At 71.8% G+C, this 22,752-nt stretch carries 9 protein-coding genes; 4 read left to right on the forward strand and 5 right to left on the reverse strand.

Going from position 1 to position 22,752, the window contains the following annotated elements; genetic code table 11:
• Positions 1-175: 175 nt before the first annotated feature.
• Positions 176-12,415: an amino acid adenylation domain-containing protein gene (locus tag ACN20J_RS03350; protein WP_419665157.1), complete on the forward strand. Its 12,240-nt coding sequence runs from the start codon at positions 176-178 to the stop codon at positions 12,413-12,415.
• Positions 12,416-12,574: 159 nt separating this feature from the next.
• Here the strand turns inward: ACN20J_RS03350 and ACN20J_RS03355 are convergent, their stop codons facing one another.
• Positions 12,575-13,015 (reverse strand): hypothetical protein, encoded by a 441-nt coding sequence (locus tag ACN20J_RS03355; RefSeq protein WP_189841899.1) that lies wholly within the window; start codon positions 13,013-13,015, stop codon positions 12,575-12,577.
• A 182-nt stretch (positions 13,016-13,197) separates the two neighbouring features.
• On the opposite strand from ACN20J_RS03355, the gene ACN20J_RS03360 reads away from it, so the two are divergent.
• Complete coding sequence (locus tag ACN20J_RS03360) at positions 13,198-14,808, forward strand: CHAD domain-containing protein (RefSeq protein ID WP_419668825.1); 1,611 nt, start codon at positions 13,198-13,200, stop codon at positions 14,806-14,808.
• A 20-nt stretch (positions 14,809-14,828) separates the two neighbouring features.
• On the opposite strand, the gene ACN20J_RS03365 is transcribed toward ACN20J_RS03360, so the two are convergent.
• Together ACN20J_RS03365 and ACN20J_RS03370 are read right to left on the reverse strand one after the other, a co-directional pair.
• Positions 14,829-15,929 (reverse strand): cytochrome P450, encoded by a 1,101-nt coding sequence (locus tag ACN20J_RS03365; RefSeq protein ID WP_419665158.1) that lies wholly within the window; start codon positions 15,927-15,929, stop codon positions 14,829-14,831.
• 286 nt (positions 15,930-16,215) lie between these two features.
• Positions 16,216-18,129 carry a CocE/NonD family hydrolase gene (locus tag ACN20J_RS03370; protein WP_190231190.1) on the reverse strand — a complete coding sequence of 638 codons (1,914 nt, stop codon included), beginning with the start codon at positions 18,127-18,129 and terminating at the stop codon, positions 16,216-16,218.
• A 235-nt stretch (positions 18,130-18,364) separates the two neighbouring features.
• On the opposite strand from ACN20J_RS03370, the gene ACN20J_RS03375 reads away from it, so the two are divergent.
• Together ACN20J_RS03375 and ACN20J_RS03380 are read left to right on the forward strand one after the other, a co-directional pair.
• Positions 18,365-19,939 (forward strand): AbgT family transporter, encoded by a 1,575-nt coding sequence (locus ACN20J_RS03375; RefSeq protein WP_419665159.1) that lies wholly within the window; start codon positions 18,365-18,367, stop codon positions 19,937-19,939.
• 21 nt (positions 19,940-19,960) lie between these two features.
• Positions 19,961-21,052: a DUF5937 family protein gene (locus tag ACN20J_RS03380; protein ID WP_419665160.1), complete on the forward strand. Its 1,092-nt coding sequence runs from the start codon at positions 19,961-19,963 to the stop codon at positions 21,050-21,052.
• Between the two features lie 136 nt (positions 21,053-21,188).
• On the opposite strand, the gene ACN20J_RS03385 is transcribed toward ACN20J_RS03380, so the two are convergent.
• A complete protein-coding gene (locus ACN20J_RS03385; protein WP_419665161.1) occupies positions 21,189-21,941 on the reverse strand; it encodes a phosphotransferase family protein in 753 nt (250 codons plus the stop codon).
• Between the two features lie 156 nt (positions 21,942-22,097).
• Positions 22,098-22,682, reverse strand: coding sequence for a TetR/AcrR family transcriptional regulator (locus tag ACN20J_RS03390; RefSeq protein WP_419665162.1), 585 nt, complete (start codon positions 22,680-22,682; stop codon positions 22,098-22,100).
• Positions 22,683-22,752 lie beyond the last annotated feature (70 nt).

Genomic DNA, 22,752 nt, shown 5'->3' on the forward strand with positions numbered 1-22,752 from the left:
CGGACAGTGGTTCGATACGGAACCCCGTTTGAGTATGCGTACTCATGAAACGGGACACAGCCTCCGGCAGGCTCCCGAATGAACGAAAGGACGAGGTCAAGGACCTTCGGCTCGCCACCCGGCCCGACCCACCGCTGTACCGGTTCAATTCACCCACGCTCGAACGAACGGACCCATGAAGACTGCATCGCTGTTTGACGTACTGCTGGACGCAGCCCGCCAGGCCCCTGATCAGGTCCTCGTACATGTCCGTGGGGACGGCAGCGAACTGGCGGTCACCTTCCGGGAGTTGCTCGACAAGTCCCTGCGCGTCGCGGGTGGCTATCGCGACGCGGGCATCGAGCCCGGCACCTGCGTGCCGCTGCTCGCGGACCGCAGCGAGGACTTCCAGCCCATGTTCTGGGGCGCTCTCGCCGCCGGCCTGGTGCCGGTGCCGCTCGCGCCCGACGCGCGGCGGGTCGCCCCGGTGTGGGAGCACCTGGGCCGTCCGCCCGTCGTGGTGGACGCGGCCTGTGCGAGCGTGGCGGCCGAACTGCCCGACGGCGTAAGGGTGTTGCGACTGGAGACGCTGCGCGAGTGCGCCGAACCGGTGTCGCCCGCCATGCCGGGCCCGGACGATCTGGCCTTCCTGCAGTTCTCCTCCGGAAGTACCGGGTCACCCAAGGGGGTTGAGCTGACGCATGCGGCGGTCCTGGCGAATCTGGGGCAGATGGCCACCGCTTCGGGGCTCAACGAGCAGGACGTCGTGGTCAGTTGGATGCCCTACTTCCACGACATGGGTCTCATCGGCACCCATCTGGCACCGCTGGCCGTGCGGGCCAAGCAGGTGAAGATCGGTCCCCTGTCGTTCGCGAAGTCGCCGCGCCTGTGGTTCGACGTGGCCGCCGCGCACCGGGCCACGGTGCTGTCGGCCGCCAACTTCGCGCTCGCCCTGACCGTCCGCCGGGTCCCCGACGAGGTGCTCGCCGCTGTGGACCTGAGCGCCGTACGGCTGATGCTGGTGGGTGCCGAGCCGATCTCGGCGACGGTGTGGCGGGACTTCGCGGCCAGAATGCGGCCGACCGGACTGGACCCTCGCGCGGCCACGCCCGTGTACGGTCTCGCCGAGTCGACGCTGGCCGTCACCTTCCCGCCGCTCGGTGAAGTGGCGGCACCCGTGGTGCTGGACCGGGCCGCCCTCAGCCGTGGCCGGGCGGTGGAACGGGAGCCCGGCGGCGACTCCGAGGAAGCAGCCGTGGAAGTGATGGACGTCGGCGTACCGGTGCCCGGCTGCTCAGTGCGGATCACCGACGACCTCGGCCGGCCGCTCGGTGACCGGCGGGTGGGTCACATCGAGGTCGGCGGCCCCCAGATCGCGCGCGGCTACCACCGCCTTCCCGAACCGACCGCGCAGACCTTCGCGGACGGCTGGCTGCGCACCGGGGACCTCGGCTTCCTGCGGGACGGCCGGCTGTGTGTCAGCGGCCGTCACAAGGACGTCCTCTTCCTCAACGGCCGTACCTTCCATGCCCCGGACATGGAAGAAGTGGCGGCCTCGACGCCCGGGCTGCCTGCCGGAATCACGGCTGTGGTCGGGTCGACCGACCCGGTGACCGGGAGCGAGCGCGTGGTGGTGTTCGTGTCCTGGAGCCGCCCGCCGCGCACCGCGACGGAGGTGCTGGACCAGGTCGCCCGGCGGGTCCGTGGAGCACTGGGCCACGACGACGTGCACGTCCTCGCTCTCCCGCCGTCCGCCTTTCCCCGCACCACGAGCGGCAAGCTGCAGCGGCAGCGGATGCGGGCCCGTTTCGAGGCGGGCTCGTACCGGCCCGCGGCCTCTTCCAGCCCGCTGCCCATGCCGACGGCTCCCTCGCCTCGCGTCCCGGTCACCCACTCGGCCGTTGTCCCGTCCGCCGCCTCGACTCCGGCCCCGACAGGCGCAGCGGCGCACGGGCCACGGCGACCTGACGACGTTCCCCCGTCATCGGCTCCACCCCGTTCGCGCGCCGACGTGCGGCAGCTGGTGCGCGACGTGTGGACGCGCGTACTGGCACGACCGGAGACGTCCTTCACGGACCGGGACCGGTTCACCGATCTGGGCGGCACCTCGCTCAAGGCCATGGAAGTGCTCGCCGAACTGGAGCACGCCCTCGACGTCACGCTCGCCCCGGCCGTGATGCGCAATGACACCGTCGACACGCTCACCGACCATCTGCTGGCGACAGGCGACACGGCCGTCCGGCGGTCGTACGCCGCCGACGGGCAGGTGTCGGTGCCCGCCCGAGCCGGCACACCCGGGACGGCGATCGTCGCGATGGCCTGCCGGTTCCCCGGCGCGAGCACGCCGGAGGAGTTCTGGGACCTGCTGGCCGCCGGGCGGGACGCTGTCACCACAGTGCCGCCGGGACGCTGGGCAGGCGCGCCCCCGGCGCAGGCGGGCGAGCAGGCATCGCCCGGCGGCTCCGGCGGACGCTGGGGGGCCTTCCTCGACGACCCGGCCGTCTTCGACGCCGGGCACTTCGGCATCGGCGACGAGGAGGCCCGCACACTCGACCCGCAGGCACGGATCTTCCTCGAACTCGCCCACGAAGCACTGGAACGGGCGGGCTACGCGGGAACCCGCCGCCGCGGCCTGCGCGTCGGCGTCTTCGCAGCCGTCGGGGACAGCGGCTACCGGCAGATCCTCGCCGACGCGGCCCCGCCCGGTACACCACCCGCGGCCACGGCCCTGACCGGGAACCTGCCCAACCTGGTCGCCGCCCGTGTCGCGCACTGCCTCGACCTCGACGGGCCGGCGCTCGCCGTGGACACCGCGTGCTCCTCGGGTCTGGTGGCGCTGCATCTGGCCCGGCGCAGCCTCGCGGACGGCGAGTGCGACATCGCCGTGGTCGGCGGCGTCAACCTCCACCTCACGCCCGACGGGTACCAGGCACTGGAGTCGGCCCAGGCACTGTCACCGACCGGGCGCAGCCGCGCCTTCAGCACCGCGGCCGACGGGTTCGTACCCGGCGAGGGCGGAGCTGCCCTCGTCCTGCGGCCACTTGAGGAAGCGCGCCGCACCAACGACGAGATCCTGGCCGTCGTACGCGGCACTGCCGTCAACAACGACGGCACCTCCCTGAGCCTGATGGCACCCAATCCGCTGCGACAGCACGAGGTGATCGGCCGGGCGTCCGAGGTCTGCGGCGTCGATGCCCAGTCGGTGACGTATGTCGAGGCCCACGGGACGGGTACGGCCGTCGGCGACCCGATCGAACTCCGGTCCCTGGCCCAGGCTTTCCCTGCCCTTCAGGACGGGCGCCCGCGGCTGCTCGGCTCGGTGAAGACGAACGTCGGGCACCTGCTCAACTCGGCCGCCCTGCCCTCGCTGGTCAAGGTGGTGCTGGCTCTCGGGCAGGGCCGACTGCCGGCCTCCCTGCACCACACTTCGCCCTCGCCCGCGGTCGAGCGGTCCGGGTTCGCGCTGGTCACCGAGCTGACCGACTGGGAGTCGCAAGGTCCGCGCAGGGCGGGCGTCAACGCCTTCGGCTTCGGCGGCACGAACGCGCACGCGGTCCTGGAGCAGGCACCGCCGACCCCGGATCCCGCCCCCGCACCGCGCGCGGCAAGCGGTCCCCACCTGCTGACCCTCTCCGCACGCAGTGCGGACGGTCTGGCCGCCTGGACATCCCGTCTGGCGGACCATCTGCTCGACCACCCGGAACTCGACGAGGGCGATGTCTGTCTGACGGCGGCCACGGCACGAGACGAGGGACCGCACCGGCTGGCCATGGTGGCCGACGGGGACCTCCGGGAGCGGCTCGCTGCGGCAAGCGCTGCGGGTCACGGCCGACCGACGGGAGTGGTCACCGCCGGGACGGTGGCGAACCGGCCGCGGACCGTCTTCGTCTTCCCCGGCCAGGGCGCACTGCGGCCGGGCCTGGGCAGTGCGTTGTACGAGACGGCACCGGTGTACCGCGACACGCTCGACGAGGCGTCCGCCTGCGTCGGCGCCGTACACGGGCGGCAGTTGACGTCCTGGTGCGTGGACGCGCAGGTGGATGCGCGGGCGCAGGCCGCCACCGAGGTGGCGCAGCCGCTGCTGGTCGCCCACGGAGTGGCCCTCGCCCGGCAGTTGATGGCCTGGGGCGTACGGCCCGACGCTCTCGTCGGACACAGCGTCGGCGAGCTGACGGCCGCCTGTGCCGGCGGGGCCCTGTCGCTTGCCGACGCGGTGGGGTTCGCGGCGGAACGCGGGCGGCTCATGGGCAAGTTGACCGCGCCGGGCGCGATGCTGGCCGTACGGGGAGCCGACGAACAGGACGTGGCGGCCCTGGTTGCCGCATCACCCGACGAGCTCGCGGTGGCCGCGTACAACGGTCCCGGCCGGCTGGTGATCTCCGGCACCCCCGACGCGGTCGAGCGGGCGGCGGAGAAGCTCGCCGGGCTGGGAGCAGTGGTGCGCCCGCTGCGGGTGTCGCACGCCTTTCACTCACCGCTGATGGAGCCGGTCGCGCAGGCTCTGGCCGACGCGGCACGTGGTCTGTACGTCACGGCTTCCGACCTGCCCGTGATGAGCACGCTCACCACCGAGTGGCAGCCGCGCATGGACCCGGACCATCTGCGCGAACACGCCCTGCGGCCGGTGCGGTTCGGCCGGGCCGTGGCACGGCTGCTCGACGAGGGCTACGACACGTTCGTCGAACTCGGGCCGGACGAGAACCTCGCGGGCCCGATCCGCGCGGCGGCGGCCCATCACCGGGCGGACGGCACGGACGGCAGTCGTGTGCTCGTCGTGTCCGCGCCCGGGGAGCCAGATCGTTCCGAGGGTGCCAAGGGCAGTGTCCCGGGCGGGGCGCGGGAGTTGCTGGCGACGGTGGGTCGCCTGTGGACGCGGGGCGTACCGCTGGACCGTACGACGCTCGACGCGGGCCGTCGGCGTGTGCCGCTGCCGCCCTACCCCTATCAGCGGCGCCGGTACTGGCCCGACACCGCGGCGCACGGGCTCCTGCATCGCGTCGCGTGGCAGGCGGCGCCCCTGGCCGACAACGCTCCCGTCGGACCCGTACTCGTGACGGGCGTGGACGCGACGGCGGTGCGCGAGCTCGCGGAACAGCTCGCGGGGCGTGGCGTGGCTGCGACCGCGGACGCCGGAGTCGCCGCGGCGCAGACGGTGATCCTGTTCGCCGGGCCAGCCGAACACGGCACGGTCGACGAGTTCGAGCGGACGCAGCGTGGGTGGGTGGCCGCGTTCCGGGAGGCGCTGGCGCTGTTCGACCGGACCGGGGCCCGCCGGCTGCTCGTCGTGACCGAGGACGTGCACGTCACGGGACACGGCTCCGAGCGACCGGACCCGACACAGGCCGTGTTGGGCGCCCTGGCTCTCGCCGTGCCCGAGGAGTTCCCCGGAGCGGTGGCGAACTGGGTCGACCTCGCGTCCCTCGACGACGCCGGGCAACGGCTCCGGGCCGTCCTCGCCGAAGCTGCGGCGCCGCAGGCGGCCGGGGTGGTCGCCTGGCGGGACGGGCGGCGGCTGGTACGGACCGTCGTCCCGCAACCGGCCGAGGCGCCTCACGGTGGGGAGCGGCTGCCCGCCGACGGCACCTTCCTGATCACGGGCGGCTGCGGGGGCATCGGTTCCGCTCTGGCCCGGGACCTCGCCGGCCGTGGGCGGCCGGTGGTCATCCTCACGGGCCGTTCTCCACAGCCGCCCGAGGGCCTGGTGGAGGAACTCGCGGCGCTCGGCGCCGATGCCCGCTACCACCCGGCCGATCTCGCGGACCGGGACGATGTCGACAAGCTCGTCGCCGAACTGCCCCCGCTGGACGGTGTCTTCCACGCGGCGGGAGTGGTGCGCCCCGGAGGCCTGCGCTCAACTGACGTACAGGAAGCGGTGGATGCGCTTCAGGCGAAGACGCTCGGCACGAGGCTGCTGGCGGAAGCACTGCAGCGGCACGGGCAGCGTCCCGGGGCGTGCGTCACGTTCTCCTCCGTGTCCTCGGTGCTGCCCGGGCTGGCCGGGGCGCTCGGGGTCTACGCGGCGGCGAACGCCTTCCTCGACTCCTTCGCCGCCGCCGAGCGGCAGGCCGGACGACCCTGGCTGTCGGTGAACCTCGGGCCGTTCGCCGAGACGGGACTCGCCTCGTCGCTCGCCTCCTCGCTCGGCGCCGGCGCCCCGGCGCGTGCCGGAAGCCGCCCGCTGGCGACCGCGCCCGCGCTCGCCGCGCTGCGTTCGGCGTGCGACACGGACGAGGCACAACTGGTGCTTGCCGACCTGACGTCCGTGCGAGGGCCGGTCCTTGCCGACTCGCCGCAGCTGAAGCGGTCTGCCGCAATACCGCCACAGCAGGCCACTTCAGCTCCCGGAGCACGGCAGCCCTCCGCCGCGGACGGGCCGGCGTCCGTGTCCGTCCCCGTCTCCGGCGCCGCTGCCGTGCTCCGGGAGCTACTCGCGCAGTCGCTGGGCGTACCGGCGTCGGCCGTCGACGACGACGCCCCGTTCCTGTCGCTCGGTCTGGACTCGCTGGGCGCCGTCGATCTCGTCAAGCGGCTGGAGCGCAGGACGGGCCGGCCGTGGCCCACCACGCTCTTCTTCGAGTACCGAACCGTGCGCGAGCTGGCCGCCCACCTCGACACGCAGACCGCGGCGGAAGCCGGAGCCGAGGCCGGTGCTGATGCCGCCGAGTCGGGGCGGGACACTCACCGCGCCCCGCTACCGACCACGGCGGACGACGGCACACCCTTCGCCCTCACCCCCGTCCAGCTGGCCCTGTACACCAGCAGCCGGCTGCACCCGGACGTCCCGGCCCGTGGCCATCTGCGTCTGACGATCCGCGGCCCGCTGGACACCCACGTCCTGGGCCGGGCGTTGACAGCTCTGGCCGAGCGGCACGGCATGCTGCGGCTGCGGATCGACGGCGCGGGTGCCACGCCGATGCAGCGGCTGGCGCCGACGATGCCCCTGTGGACGTGGTACGAGGTGCGCGAGGGGTCTGCCCAGAGCGTGGCGGATACCGAATCGGCCCTGTGCAACCGGCCCTTCGACCTGGCCGTCGAACCGCCGGTGCGGGCCGTCGTACTCCGCCAGGAACCGAGCCTCTCGCACCTGCTGCTGGTGGTCCATCACGCGGCGGCGGACGGGTACAGCCTCAACGTCCTGGCCGAGGACCTGTGGGACCTGTACACCTCACTCTGGCGAGGAGAACACCCCCAACTGACCCCGCCGTCACTGGACTTCGCGACGTTCGCGGCAGCGCGCGTCCACTCCCGCGGTTCCAACAGTTCGGAAGACACACGGAGTTACTGGGCCGAGCGTCTGGCCGGGCGGGGCGAACCGCTGCGGCTGCCGTACGACGGCGATCCCGACGCACCCCCGTCCGGCCCGCTCGTGCAGCACCACGGCGAACTCGACGCGACCCTGACCACCGGCCTGGAACAGCTGGCCGCCGCACATGACGTATCGCTGTTCCACCTGTTGCTCGCCGCTTACGTGCGCTGTCTGGTGCGGTGGACTGGCCGCCGGGACATCGCGGTGAATGTGGCCCGGGCCCGGCGCGAGGACCGGTTCGACGGGGTGGACCGGCTCGTCGGTCCGCTCGCCGACACGCTTCCGCTGCTGTGCGAGGCGGACCCGGAGGAGCCGCTCGTGGCGCTGGCGGCGCGACTGCGCGAGACATGGCTGGAGAGCGAGCGGCACGCCAATCTGAGCAGCCTTGACCTGGCCGGTCTGTTGTCCGGTGCCGACGGCGGCCCTCGCACGGCGAGCCCGGCGGGCTTCAGTTTCGCCCGCTTCCCGGCCCGCCTGGCGGCGGACTGCCCGGTGGACGTACGGGCGACCGCGGCCGGCACCGGCTCGGCCGCGACCCGGCTGAGCCTGCTGTGCTGGGCGGACGGCCCTGTGCTGCGTATGTCGTGGAACTTCCCGCTGCCGCTCTTCGAGCGGGAGACGGTGGCGCGTCTGGACCGGGAGTACCGCGAGGAACTGGCCGCGCTGTGTGCCGTTCCCGCACCGCCTGCGCCTGTTACGGGCCTCTCCCCCGTTTCCCTAGTGGCTTCCGTACCGCTCACTGGATCGGACGGCGGCCCGAGCCTGGTCGCCCGGCTGCTCGAACGGTTCCGTGCCACACCCAGGGCAACCGCGGTCGATGACGGAACGACGACACTCACCTACGCGGACCTCGACCGCGCGTCGGCTCTGCTCGCCGCGCGCCTGCGGGCCCTCGACGTACGTCCGGGCGACCTGGTCGGACTCCTCACCGAGCCGGGCCCGGAGACCGTGATCGGCGTGGTGGGCATCCTGCGGGCCGGTGCCGGCTGGGTTCCGCTGGATGCGGGCCACCCCACGGCACGGCTGGCGGATCAACTGGCCCGCACGGGCGCGACCGTCGTGGTGTGCCATGCGTCCACATCGTCAACTGCCAGCGCTCTGCGAGGAGTTCGAGCCCTGGCCGTCGACGACCTGCCGAACTCACTGGCCTCCATAGGTGAGGACTCGGCAGCGGAGGCCGAGGCGATCGCATACGTCATCTTCACCTCCGGATCCACCGGGCGCCCCAAGGCGGTACCCATCACCCACCGGGCGATGGAGAACTACCTCGACTGGGCAGTCGCCACGTTCGGCTACGGCCCCCAGGACCGCCTGGCCCAGACGGCGTCGCCCTGCTTCGACGCCTCCGTACGGCAGTTGCTCGCACCCCTCATGGTCGGCGCCACCGTGGTGACCGTACCGAGGGACCTGCGGCGCGACCCCGAACTGCTGCTCGCGTACGTGGAGCGGGCGCGGATCACCGTATGGAGCTCCGTGCCGACGCTCTGGGAGCAACTGCTGTCGGCCGCCGAGGAGCAGGTGCGACGCGGGGCGGCCCGACCGGACCTGTCGGCACTGCGATGGGTGCACGTCGGAGGCGAGGCGCTCCCCGCCCCGCACGTACGCCGGTGGTTCGACCTGTTCGGAACCGGCACGCGGATCGCCAACCTGTATGGACCCACGGAGGCGACCATCAACGCCACCTGCCATGTCATCGACGTCCGCCCCGACGACGACGTGCAGCTGCTGCCGATCGGACGGCCCGTCGCCGGTACCGAGTTGGAGGTGGTCGGCCCCGACGGCACGCCGTGCGGGCCGGGCGGGTTCGGTGAACTGCTCATCGCGGGCGTCGGGTTGACACCCGGTTACCTGGGCGAGCCGGACCTGACGGCCCGCGCGTTCGCCGTACGCGACGGTCGCCGGTGGTATCGCAGCGGGGACCGGGTACGCCGTGGTGAGGGCGGCACGCTGGAGTTCCTGGGCCGAGTCGACGACCAGGTGAAGATCCGTGGGAACCGGGTGGAACCGGGAGAGGTCGAGGCGGCCCTCCAGACGCATCCCGGCATCGCACGGGCCGCCGTGACCGCGTACGAAGGGCGGCTGCTGGCGTTCGTGACCGTCCGACCCGGTTCCGGCCGACCGGACACCCGTGACGTACGCGGGCACCTGTCGGACATCGTGCCGCCGTACATGATCCCGGCGCGCATCACGGTCGTCGACGCGCTGCCGCTGACCGGGACCGGCAAGGTCGACCGGCGCGCTCTGTCCGACCGGGCAACGGCCTCGGTGGACCGTGCGGGCAAGGCATCGACTGCGCTGCCGCTGACCGCCGGTCGTGGTACTCCCCCGGCGACACCGACCGAACGGCGGCTGGCGGCGATCTGGTCCGAACTGCTGGAGGCCGGCTCGGTCTGCCGGGAGGACGACTTCTTCGAACTTGGCGGCGACTCGATGCTCGTCCTCCAGGTGTTCGCCCGGCTCGGGGAGCAGGAGGGACCGTTGCCCCGGCCGACCGCGATCTACCGGCACCGCACGCTCGCCACGCTCGCCGCTGCTGTGGACGCGGCGGTGGACGCGGCGATAGACACGCCCGCCGGGCAACCATGCGGGACGCGAACGCCGACGGGGACGGTCACGGCCGCGGGCTCTCGCCCGACGGGAGAGGACCACACTTCCCCCTTCCCCCTCACGCCGGGTCAGCGCGGCTTCCTCCTCGCCGAGGAACTCTCACCGGGCGGCGGTTCCTGGCTGGCGCGGCTGAGGTTGTCCGGCCCACTGGACCAGGAGGTCTTCCAGGCCGCGGTGGACCTGCTGGTGGAACGCCACGCGATGCTGCGCACCGTCTTCCCCTCCGGCGCCCGGCCGCCCGTCCAACAGGAACTGCCGCGCTCACTGCGGCTGCCGGTCGTCTTCGAGACGCTCCGCGACCGCGGTGACGTGGACGAGCGAGCCGCCGCCGAGGCCGGCCGCCGCTTCGAACCGTGGACCTGGCCCCTGCTGCGACTCCGCGTGCTCACACTCGCCCCGCACGAGCACGTACTCCTCGTACACGCACACCACCTCATCGGCGACGGGTACAGCGCCGCCCTGCTCATGCAGGAACTGACGGACGCGTACGACTTGCTCACCGCCGACCGCACAGCGGAACTGTCCACACCTCGCGCGACCTTCCGCGACCACTGCCTGCTGCTGACCGAGACGGGCGTCGAATCCGAAACCGGATCCGGAGCGGGAGCGGCGGCGGCATGCGGCTCAGCGCCGGACGCCGCGGCACGCCGAGCCCGGCTGAGTGCCCCGTACCAGCCCCCGGTCCTGCGCGCCCCCGACGACGGCAGCGGAAGCGGAAGTACGACCACGGGTGGCGCAACCCCCGCGTTCCATTCGGCGGAGTTCGTGCTCGACGCGACCCGCACGGCAGCGCTGCGCGCGCTCGCGGCAGAAGCAGGCGCGACCCTGTACGCGCCCCTACTGACCGCGTACTACCAGCAGTTGGCGGAGGCGACCGGCCAAGCGGACCTGATCCTCGGGCTGGCGGTGAGCGGGCGGGACCGTCCGCTGCCGGACGTACACCGGATCTTCGGCCCGTTCGCCGAGGCCGTACCGGTGCGGCCAGCCTCCGCGAAGGGCCATGAGTCAGCCGAAGGACACTTCGGCGACGCCCTGCGCCGGATCGTCGCCGAGGCCGAGGAGGCACGGACCCACGACGACGTCCTGCCACGGCACGCCAACGGGCTGCCTGTGACGTCGCAGTTCTTCTTCACCTTCCTGGACTTCTCCGCGCTGGCCGCGCCGAACGGCGGCACGCTGATGGTGTCGTGGGAGGACGCGGACAGCGCGTTCGCTCCGCCGTCGACGGCGACGGACGTGTTCATGGCGGTGCGGCCGGACGAGGACGGGCTGCGTGTGACGCTCCGTGGGTCCGCGAGGGCTTTCTCGCCACTCTCGCTCGACGGCTTCGCGCACTCGATCCGCGCCCGGCTGACGCGGGCGGCTAGCCCTGAGCCCGCAGTTCGACGGCAGAGGCCTCGGGAGACGATGGACGCGGCGCTGGTCGGGTACCTGCCCGCCCCCGACCATCTGGCGCGGCTGGCAGGCCTGCCCGACGGGGCGCTGCCACGCGCCGAGTTGCGCACGATGCTGTTCCCCGACGGCGCGCCGCGCCTTCTGGAGACGGTTGACACGCCGCTGGGCCGATCGGGCTTCGTCTGCGTCCCGCTCTTCGCCGACGAACTCGGCCGGGATCCCGGCCTCGTCCGGCATGCCGGACGCGCGGTTTCGCTGGCTTCTTCGCTCGGCGCGCGCTGCGTCTCACTGGCGGGGATGATCCCGTCGCTGACCGGTTACGGCTTCGACGTGCTGTCCTCCGTCGAGGGACCGGCGGCCGTGACGACAGGCCACGCGGCAACCGTTGTGTCGGTGGTCAAGACGGTCCAGGCGGCCCTCGACGCCACCGGCCAGAAGCTCGCGGACCTCGATGTCGCGTTCGTGGGGCTGGGTTCGATCGGCTCCTCATCGCTGGAACTGCTCCTCTCAGGGGCCACCCGTCCACCACGGCGGCTCCTGCTGTGCGACGTACACGGCAGCGGACCGCGACTGACGGAACTTGCCCGGAATCTGCGTGAGCGAGGGCTGGCCGACGAGGTCGAGGTGGTGGAGTCCCGGCAGGCACTGCCGGACGCGGTGTACGGGGCGGATCTGCTGGTGACGGCGATCAGCGGCAGCGCCGCGGTCCTGGACGTGGACCGGCTGAGGCCCGGAACCACGGTGATCGACGACTCTTTCCCGCACTGCTTCGACACCGCCCGAGCACTCACCCGGATGCGGGATCGGCAGGACGTACTGGTCCTGGGCGGCGGCCTGCTCCACATCGGCCGCACCCACCGTGAACCCGCCGAGGCACTGCCCGCGGCAGCAGCGGCCGGCTACCTCGCCCAGCCCTGGATCGAGGACACCCTCGCCTCCTGTCGTACGGAGTCACTGCTCCGAGCCGCGTTGCCCGAACTGCCGCTGGTGCACGGCTTGGTGGACCAGGAGACGGCTCATGCCTATGCCCGGGCCGTGGACCGGGCCGGAGTGACGGCGGCGCCGCTCCACCTGCTCGGACACGTCGTCGGCGCCGACATGGCGGCCCGTGTGCCGGGGAAACGCTGACCGGCGGGGGCCGCGAACAACCCTCCGCGACTGCCCTCGGTTCCCCTGCGGGCCAGTCGAGTGGCCGGTCCCGTACCCGCTGGTCAAACGGGCGGGCCCGCCAGAGCGGAAAGCTCTCGCGGGCCCGTGCCGAGGAGCGCCTCGGTGGTGTTCTGCTGCTCAGAGACGGCCGCCGCTGAGGCGGGAGAGCGGTCCACGCCGACGCAGACCGGCACGGCGGCCCAGCGTGTAGGAGCAGAGGACCACGGTGGCCGTGCCCGCTCCGGCGGCGACAGCCAGGACCTTCCTGGCCTTCAGGAGGGTCCATGCCATGCCGGCCTTGCCGATCGTCTGCTGGGCGGCCGAGGAGACGGTTCCCTGCACTGTCCTGGCCGCTTCCCTGGCCTTCTCCGACGCGGCTCCGCCGAGACTCACCACGACTTCCTTGCTGCCGCGTCCTACGGCGGTCGCCGCCTCTCCGGCGCTCTCCGCCGCCTGGGCGGCAGCCTGCTGCGACTCCTTCGCCGGCGCCGCGGCGCCTTCGGTCACGGTCTTCTTCGCCGCTCGCGCGCTCGCGGTCGGCGACTGTCCGTTCGTCGTCTTGTTGCTTGCTCCAGCCATGCGCGTCGGGTATCCAGCCCCGCGGTCGGCAAACAGCGACCCTCGTCGCACGGACGGCGACCCGCGTACAGAGATCCGCGTACAGAGATCCGCGTACAGAACAGAGGGCGGCCCGCGGACCGAAATGCGAAATCATGTCCAAAGCCGTGTTTCACCCGGCGGATCGCGCCTACCGGTACTACATGGTCCAGTCGATGCGCGAGACAGAACGAAAGTACGCCGTCCCTTCGTCCGCCGACACGTCCTGGCTGTCCGATGCCTCCTGGCTGTCCCGGTTGGAGCGTGTGGAAGGTGTCACGGCGGTCGTCGACCGGGGACCCGAGGAGTTGGACGCGGTCTACTACGACACCGCCGACCTTCGTCTGTCCGGTTCTTCTGCCACGCTGCGCCGCAGGACCGGCGGCTCCGACGCCGGGTGGCATCTCAAGCTGCCGTTGCCGGGCGACAGTCGGGAGGAGATCCAGTCGGCTCTGACCGACGCCGACGCCAGTACCACTACCGCTACCGCTACCGCTGCAGACACGTACGCCGTCCCGGACGCCATGCTCGACCTGACCGTCTCCCGCACGCGCGGGGCAAAGCTGACCCCGGTGGTTCGTATCCGCTCGACCCGCGAGGTGCGGCATCTTGTCGACGCCGAGGGCACTCTCCGTGCCGCGCTGAACATCGACATGGTCCGCGCTGAATCCCTGCGTACGGAGGGCAGGCGTACCGCGTGGAACGAGGTGGAGGTGGAACTGGCCGAGGGCGCCGATCCCGCTCTGCTGGATGCCGTGGACAAGAAGCTGCGCAAGAGGGGCATCGCTCGCGCGCAGTCCCCGTCGAAGCTGGCGCGGGCCCTCGACGAGACGGAGCCCGCCGCCCGAGCCATCGGCAGTGACCAGTCCGGCGACCTGGGGCTGAACCCTGGCTCGGCCGGCGAGCAGGTCCTGGCGTACGTGCGCGAACAGATCCGTGTCCTCACCGCTCTCGACCCGGCTGTACGTCGCGACCGGCCCGACTCGGTTCACAAGATGCGTGTCGCCTGTCGCCGTCTGCGCAGTTGTCTGCGCTCCTACCGGTCAGTCCTCGACCGCGATGTCACAGACCCGATCCGGACCGAACTGAAGTGGCTGGCGGGCGAGTTGGGCGCCGAGCGCGATCAGGAAGTGCTGATGGAGCGCCTCACCCACCGGATCCATGTCCTGCCCGAGGAGCTAGTTCTCGGCCCCGTCGTGGCCCGGCTGCAGACGTGGAACGTCGCCCGTGGCGCCGAGACCCGTCAGCGCACTCTCGATGCCCTGAGCTCGCGCCGCTACCTGACCCTGCTCGACTCCCTCGCCACGCTGGTGGAACAGCCTCCGCTGCGTGCCAAGGCCCGCAAGAAGGCGGGCAAGGTCATGGCCAGGGCCGTCCTCAAGGAGTACGACCGCCTGGCCGGGCGCATGACCCCCGCTCTGGACCTGTCGCCCGGCCCGAAACGCGACGTGGCGCTGCACCAGGCCCGCAAGGCGGCGAAGAAGGTGCGCTATGCCACCGAGGTGGCCCGTCCTGCCCTCGGCAAACCGGCCACGCGTCTGGGCAAGCGGGTCAAGGCGGTTCAGAAGGTCCTCGGCGATCATCAGGACAGCGTGGTCGCCCGCGGCACGATCAGGGATCAGGCCGTGGCGGCCCACGCCGTCGGCGAAGCCGGTTTCACCTGGGGTCTGCTGTACGGCGCGGAGCAGGCCGTCGCCCACACCAGGGAACAGGAGGTGCCCGCGGTGTGGGAGAGCGCCTCGGCACCCGCGCTGCGCAAGCGGCTCCATCGGTGACGGACAGTTCGAGGGATTGCCTACCAGGTGACGGGTAGTTGCGAAACGCTGCAGACCCGGCTTCCGCTGCTCCAGGTGAGTTCCTGGGCGCTGCCTGCGAGTGCGAGGCCGGGCAGTTCCCGGATCAGCGAGCCGATGGCGACCTGCAGTTCGACTCGCGCGAGGTTGGCGCCCAGACAGAAGTGCGGACCGTGTCCGAAGGTGATGTGCTTGTTGTCGGCACGCCGGACGTCGAACGTGTCCGGGTCCGGGAAGTGCTGGGGATCGAAGTTCGCGGCCACGACCGGGGCGAGAACTCCCTGTCCCTGGCTGACAGTTCCCCCTGACGGGAGCGACACGGTTTCGGTGGCAACACGCAACAGCCCTCCGTGGCCCGGGACTTCCATGCGGAGGATCTCCTCGACGGCGATGTTCAGGAGCGCTGGATCGTCGCGGAACACGGCGAGTTGGTCCGGGTGCCGCAGGAGCGTGAGGATGCCGCGGCCGATGACGTTGCCGGTGGTCTCGTGTCCCGCGATGATCAGCCCCCGGACCATGCGGGCCAGCTCGACTTCGTTGAGCCGGTCGTCCGCGTCGTGGGCGCTGATGAGGTCGTCGAGCAGATCCTCGCCCGGGGCCCGGCGGCGCACGGCGATCAGGTCGTCGACGTACGCGGCGAACTCCGCGCCGGCTTTGGCACGTTCCGGTGCGTCGGCGGTGCTCGTGGACAGGAACAGGTCCGACCAGCCGCGGAAGTGCGGGCTGTCCTGGGCCGGGACGCCGAGCAGTGTGCAGATGATGTCGATCGGCAGCGGGAACGCGAAGGCCGTCATCAGGTCTGTCGGGCGTGCCCCGGCGCGCATCTCCGCGAGGAGCTCGTCCGCGACGGCCTGGATGCGGGGCCGCCAGGTCTCGGCCCGCCGAGGAGTGAAGGCGGCCTGAACGATGCGCCGCAGCCGCGTGTGCTCGGGCGGGTCCATATTGACCAGTGCGTTCGGATCGTCGGAGAAGTCGGCGGCGGCCAGCATGCGCGGCGCGCCCGCGTAGCGCAGATTGCGGCTGAAACGCAGGTCTCCGAGGACTGCCCGCACGTCGTCGTACGTGGTCGCCAGGAGAGCTTCGTCCCCGCTGGGCAGGACCACCGGGGCCAGCGGGCAGGCACTCCGCCTGCTGCTGTAGTCCCGGGGCGGGCTGCCGTGAGGACCCGGCGGGAAGGGGAATGACGTCCCATCGTGGGGTAACTCGTAATCCGGCACCCTTGAACCCCTCTCTCGAAATCACTCGATCCGTCCGACGTGACTGACGAACCGTGACTGACGGACCATGACTGACGGATCGTCAACTACCTTTGAGAGTCCTCAGGTTCACGGAGATCGTCAAGGCTGAGGCGACTGAGGGCGGCGGGGCCGGCCAGACCCGCTCCGGCCGCTAAGCGAACGCGTCCGCTCCCCCTTCCACCCACACACGCACATGGGAGGGGTGTTCGGCATCCATGTGCACGGTGTTCGCGGCCACGGCGGTGCGGCGGGCGGCGGCCTCCGGTTCGCCGGTGTTCGTGTTGACGTCGAAGCGGGGGAAGTTGCTGGAGGAGATGTCGAGCCGGATGCGGTGGCCGGCGGCGAAGCGGTTCGCCGTGTCGGGGGCGGTGACCTCGATCTCGTACACCTCGCCGGGAGTGAGCAGCTCCGGCTTCTCGTAGGAGCGGTGGAAGCGGCAGCGGACGATGCCGTCGGTGATGTTCATGGCGAAGCCGTGCGGATAGTCGGGGTTGGGCGGGTGGACGTCGATCAGCTTGATGGTGAAGTCGGTGTCCGGGGCCGTCGTGGAGATGTGGAGCCGTGCGGACACCGGGCCGGCCAGCACCACGTCCCGCTGAAGCGGCGGTGTGGTCAGGCTGATGACGTCCGGGCGGGAGTCCAGCGGCAGGTACGGCTCGCGCGCCCCGTACACCCGGGCGTCCGGGGCGTTCTGGTCGTACGCCCCGCCGGTCATCACCGGCTCGCCCGAGGTGACCTGGCCTCCCATGGTGGGTACCGGGTGGTGCGGGTCGAAGTCGTAGGTCACCGACGCGGCGGCCGTGGTGGGCGGGTCGAGTGTGAGGGCGCCGTCGGTGGTGAGGTACAGGGCGACGGGGGCCGTCGACGTCGGCGGCCACTGGGTGTCGGTGCGCCACACTCCGCCGTGCCGCATCCGCCCTGCCGCATCGCGTCTGCCGTCACCGCCGCCCATCAGGAAGTACTGGACGGCGGGAAGGTCTCCGCCCTCCGGACTCCCCTCGTCCTCCCGGCCCAGCGCGCGGTCGAACCAGCGGCGGCGGAATTCCAGGTAGGACGGGGCGAGGTTGCCGTCCAGTGTCGCTCGCGGTCCGAAGTCCACTTCTCCGGCGTGCGTCTCGCAGCGGTGCCCGTGCGTCCAGGGGCCCATGACCAGGTAGGAGGGCGCAGACTTCAGTTCCCGCAGGGCGGTGAAGTTCTCGATGGTGGAGCGGACGTAGGGGTCGTACCAGCTGCCCATGTGCAGGCTCGGCGCGTCCGGGAAACGCCCGTAGAAGCCTCGCCCGTAGAGCGCCGGGGTGCGGTAGAAGTCCCCGAAGGTGTCCTGCCGCCACTGCTCCAGGAGGAAGTCCTCGTACGCCGACAGGTGCCGCAGCGGCGTACAGCCCGGCCGCCATGGCATCGCACCGAACCAGCCCGGCACGTCCACTCGCAGGAGTGCCTCGCGCAGCACCGGATCAGCCGCCGCCTCCGGGCTCTGCAGCGCGTGCCGCAGTGCCCAGGTCACCTGCTTCAGCTCGAAGGCGCCGCCCATCCGCATCCCCGCGTCGTACGCACAGGAGAAGCCGCCCGAGTCCTGGAACATGGCGGCGAGCCCCTGCGTCCCCTCGGCGGCCGCGGCCGCCTGGACGTGGGCGGAGTAGGACACCCCTGTCATCACGACCCTGCCGTCGCACCACGGCTGGTTCCTGATCCAGGCGATCGTGTCCGCGCCGTCCGGGCCCTCGCCCAGGTACTTCACGAACGTTCCCTCGGAGTCGCCGCGGCCCCGGCAGTCCTGCCGTACGACGTGGTAGCGGGCCTCGGTGAAGTGCCGGGCGATGTCCTCGGGCTGCGGGACGGGCGCGTCGCTGCGGTCCTGGTCGGAACCGCGCTGCGTGCGCCGGCCGTACGGCGTGCGCTCCAGGAGCACGGGAAGCGCGGTCGCCTCCGGCTCGGGTGAGGCGGAGTACAGGTCGGCGGCGAGATGGACGCCGTCCCGCATGGGAACGCGCAGGCTGCGGCGCCACAGGGCCCCGTCCTGGAGGGGTTCGGGCGGGCAGGCGTGGGGGGTGTCGTACGAGATCACCTCCGTGACGCTAGGCAGTTGCACACGTCATGGCGATCACTTGACGTCATGAGGTCAACTGTTCCGCAGGACGGTGACGGGACCGGACGCGGGACCTACTGTGCAGCGCAACCCGGCAAACACCCCGCGTGCCGTCGCGACGGATCGTGCGCGGCCCTGGGTCCCCGTTTCCCACACAGCGCCCGCGACGCGGTCGCGTCGTGCCCTCGTTCCACCGTCCTCACAGGAGTCCGCCATGAGCACACCCGACAGCCGCACCCAGGAGGTGCAGGCCGACGAGCCCGACGAGGGGGGCCGTGGCTCCCGCCTCCTCGACCTGGTCGAGCGTGCCGGAAACGCACTGCCACATCCGTTCTGGCTGTTCTGGATCCTGGGCGGGGTGGTCGCCCTCGTCAGCTGGGCCCTCAACGTCTCGGGTCTGCAGGTCGAAGACCCCTCGTCGGGCGACCTGGTCGGCGTGCGCAGCGCCCTGTCGGCGGACGCCGTACGGGATCTGATCACCGGCGCCGAGGAATCCTTCGTCACCTTCGGCCCGCTCGGCACCGTGCTCATGGTGATGCTCGGCGTCGCGGTCGCCGAGCGGTCGGGGCTCTTCGAGGCGCTGGCCCGCCGCATGCTGTCGGGCCTGTCCCCGCGCGCCGTCGTCCTGGGCGTGGCCCTGGGCGGCGTACTGGGGAAGTTCCTGTCCGACTCCGCGTACGTCGTCCTCATCCCGCTCGGGGCGGTGGCCTTCCGCGCCGTGGGCCGCTCCCCCATGCTCGGCATGATCGTCGCGTTCGTCTCCATCAACGCCGCGGGTGACGCCAACCCGCTGATCGCCCCCGGTGACGCGCTGTTCGCCTCCGTGGCCACCGAGGCCGCGCAGCTCGTCGACAAGGACGTGGTGGTCCGCGCGACGGACAACATGTACTTCACCACCGTCTCGGCGTTCGTACTGGCCGGCACGATCGCCCTGGTCGTGGACAAGATCCTCGCCAAGCGCGAGCACCACCTGCTCCCCGACGCGGACCTGGAGGCCGCCGCGGCACAGCAGGTCGTCGCCGCCGAGGTCGACGACGCCACCGAGGTACGGGCCCTGCGGACAACCGGACTGGCCGTCCTCGGCTACGCCGCGCTGATCGTGCTCGCGATGCTGCCCGCCTCGTCGCCGCTCCGCGGAGAGGGCGGCGCGATCGTGGAGTCCACCTTCATGAACGCCATCGCCGTCTTCCTCACCGTCTTCTTCCTCCTCATCGGCGCGGTGTACGGGCGGCTCACCGGGCGGATCAGGGGAAGCCGCGCGATACCGGAGTTCATGGCGGAGGGAGTGCGGTCCATCGCTCCGCTGCTGGTGCTCTTCTTCGCCGTGTCGCAGTTCCTCGCCCTGTTCAAGTGGACCAACATCGCCACGGTCGTCGCGGTCGAAGGCGCGGACTTCCTGGAGCAGTTGGGCGCGCCCACTCTGGTGCTGTTCTCCCTGCTGATCCTCACGGTCGCGCTGATGAACCTCCTCATCACCTCCGGCTCCGCCCTGTGGGCCCTGGTGGCCCCGGCACTCGTACCGATGCTGATGCTGCTCGGCACCAGCCCGGCCACCACCATGGCCCTGTACCGCATCGCCGATTCCTGCACGAACTCCATCACCCCGATGAGCACCTCGTTCATGCTCTGTGTCGGCTATCTGCAGACCCTCCGCCGCAAGGCCGGCATCGGCACCCTGGTCTCCTTCACGCTGCCCATCGCCGTGATCATGCTGGTGGTGTGGGTGCTGCTGTTCTTCGTCTGGTATCTGCTGGGCATCCCGCTCGGTCCGGGCGCGCCGGTGCGGTGACCTCGGCCGTACGCTGACGGCGTGAGCATCGTTCTCGACCTCGGAGGGCTCGGCCCCGCGGACCTCGCGGCAGGGCCCTCCCCGCTGTCGGAGCTGATGGCGGGCCTGCATGTGCTCGCCGAACCCGAGCACCACCCGGAGGCCACCGGCTGGGCGTCCCGAGCCGTCGCCGCGAGCCCCGAACTGCGCGACGAGTTGTCCACGTTCGCTCCCCTGTGGGCCCGCTTCCGCTGCCGCCTGTTCTTCCCCCGTGCGTTGCCGCTCGCGACGAGCCTGGACGAGGAGCTGGCGGCGATCGCGGAACTGCGGACCGAGGACTTCCTCGAACTGGTGGCGCCCGGAGTCCTCGGCACCAACGCGCAGGCCATGCCGCCGGTTCGCGAGTTGCGCGCCGGCACCGCCGCCGCGGAGGACTACGCACGCAGCTGCCAGCGCCGCTCCTACGCCCGCGGTGAGCTGGCGCGACAGTTGGTGGCGGCACCGCTCGATCTGCGGGACCGGCTGCTGGCGGTGCTGCGGGCCGCCGACACCGCGTTCTTCGCCGAGGACTGGCGCATCCTGCGCCCGGCCCTGGAGGAGCACGCCCGGGAGGTACGTCGCCGACTGGCGTCCCGCTCCCCTGCGGATGTGCTCACCGAACTGCTGCCGACCGCGGCCCGGGTCGGACCGGGGGAACGAGTACGCCTGGACAAACTGCAGATCGACGAGGTGAAGGTGGCCCCGCGCCCCCTCGTCCTCGTGCCGTCCGCCCGGGTGTGGCCGCATCTGACCGTCAAGCACGAACACCCGTCGTGCGTGGTGGTGCAGTACGCGGCGCGCGGCACCACCCCGACCGCGGACCTGACCGTACGGGATCTGCATCAGCGGCTGATGGCGCTCACCTCGCCCGCGCGGATGGAGCTGTGCCGCCATCTGCTGGGCGAGCCCATCACCACCTCGGAGCTCGCCACCCGACTCGGCTCCACCGAACCGCAGGTCTCGCGCGCGCTTCGGACTCTGCGCGACGCGGGCCTGGTGCGCTCCACCCGGGACGGCAAGCTGGTGCGTCACCGGCTCGCCACGGACGTCATCCAGCGGCTGGGCCACGACGTCCTGGCGACCGTGGCGCGGTGAGCCCGGGTCATCGGCGAAGGCTGCGCGTCGCGTGTGGTCGGGTGCCGGGTGGTCGGGGCCGGGTGGCGGGTGCCGGGTGGTCGGGGCCGGGTGGCGGGTGCCGCGAACGCGCTCATGGCGGCGGGCCCGGGCAGCCTCACATCCGGGATCTCAGTACGTCGACCTCACAGCCCGGGGCGGACGGGTCGAAGCCGTGCTCGGCCAGCCAGCGGACCGCCAGCAGGCTTCGCAACGACCACCACGCGCGGATCACGTCGAGGTCTGGGTCGACGTCGGTGCCGTAGCCGGCGATGACGTCGCCGAGGTGCTCCTCGTGTCCGAGCGTGAGGGTGGCGAGGTCGTACAGGGCATCGCCCTGGCCCGCCTCGGACCAGTCGATGATGCCCGTGATCTCGTCGCCGTCGACGAACACGTGAGCGATCTGCAGGTCGCCGTGCGTGAACGCCGGAGTCCACGGCCGGAGAGCGGCCTCGGCGACGTGGCGGTTGCGACTGACCAGGTCGGCGGGCAGGACGCCGTCCGCCACGAGCCGCTCGCACTCGCCGTCGAGGTCCGCCGCCAGCTCGTCGAGATGCCGGCCCGCCCGGCCGGGCCGGGGCGGCAACGGAGCGTCGTGCAGCTTCCGGACGGCCGCACCCGCCGCGGCCCATGCCGCCGGGGACGCAGTCGACGGCTCGCCGAGGCGGCCGAGAGCCGTCCCCGGGACCGCGGCGATCGCGAGCACGGGCGGCCTCCGCCACAGGACCTCCGGAGTCGGGACCGGCGCCAGGGCCATCGCCTCGACCTCGACGTCGATGCGCGCCTGATCGGCGTCCACCTTCAGGAACACATCGCCGACGCGCAGGGTCGCGCGCTCGGAATGGGCGACGACGACTTTGACCTCATCCATGGGCCACCACTATCCCGGGGCTGATCGTCCGCGTCGCCGGGTTTATCGCGTGCGACTGCGCGGCTGACCGCGTCCTGCCGCCCGGTGGCCTCGGGCACGACACCGACCGCAGGCCGCCAACCGCCGACCGCCGACCAGGTCAAGCCCACCGCTTTGTCAGGAGGCCTGAGTCGGGCCGGGATCGTCGGCGAAGTGCGGCACAACCATCTCGACCAGTGCGTCGACGTCGGCATCGACCATCGGCTCGCCGGTCATCCCCATCCGGTGGAGCAGGGCACCAACCACGACGTCGATGAAGAACAGGACCCGGGTCTCCGGCTCGCCGAGCGCGTCCTGGAGGGCGAACCGGTACGGGTCCTGCAACCGCGTGGACAGGATCTCGCGCAGGGCCGGGTCGCTGACGGCGTCACTGAACACGCCCGCGAACGCGTCCCCCACGCCGGGTTCACCGATCTTCGCCGCGGCCCAGCGGATCGACGAGGACATGAGCTCGGCCCGGCCGGCGCCCTCCAGCGGCACCGGGCCGAACGCGTCCAGGAGGCAGTCGACGATCAGTTCGCCCTTCGACGGCCAGCGCCGATAGACCGTCGACTTCGCGACACCGGCCACCGCGGCGATGCGCTCGACGGTGGCGCGGGCATAGCCGAGCTCGCGGACCGTGCTCAGCGTCGCGGCGAACACCACGGTGTTGACGCCCGCACGCGGGCGCCCGGGGGGTCTGGCGGATGCGGTCGAAGCCATTCCCACACGGTACCTGTTTTCGCTACCTTAGGTTTCGATACCTGAAGTCGCGAAACCATCCGAGCGAGGA

The organism is Streptomyces sp. 2-1 (genome assembly GCF_048564895.1).
Taxonomy (GTDB): Bacteria; Actinomycetota; Actinomycetes; order Streptomycetales; family Streptomycetaceae; genus Streptomyces; species Streptomyces phaeochromogenes.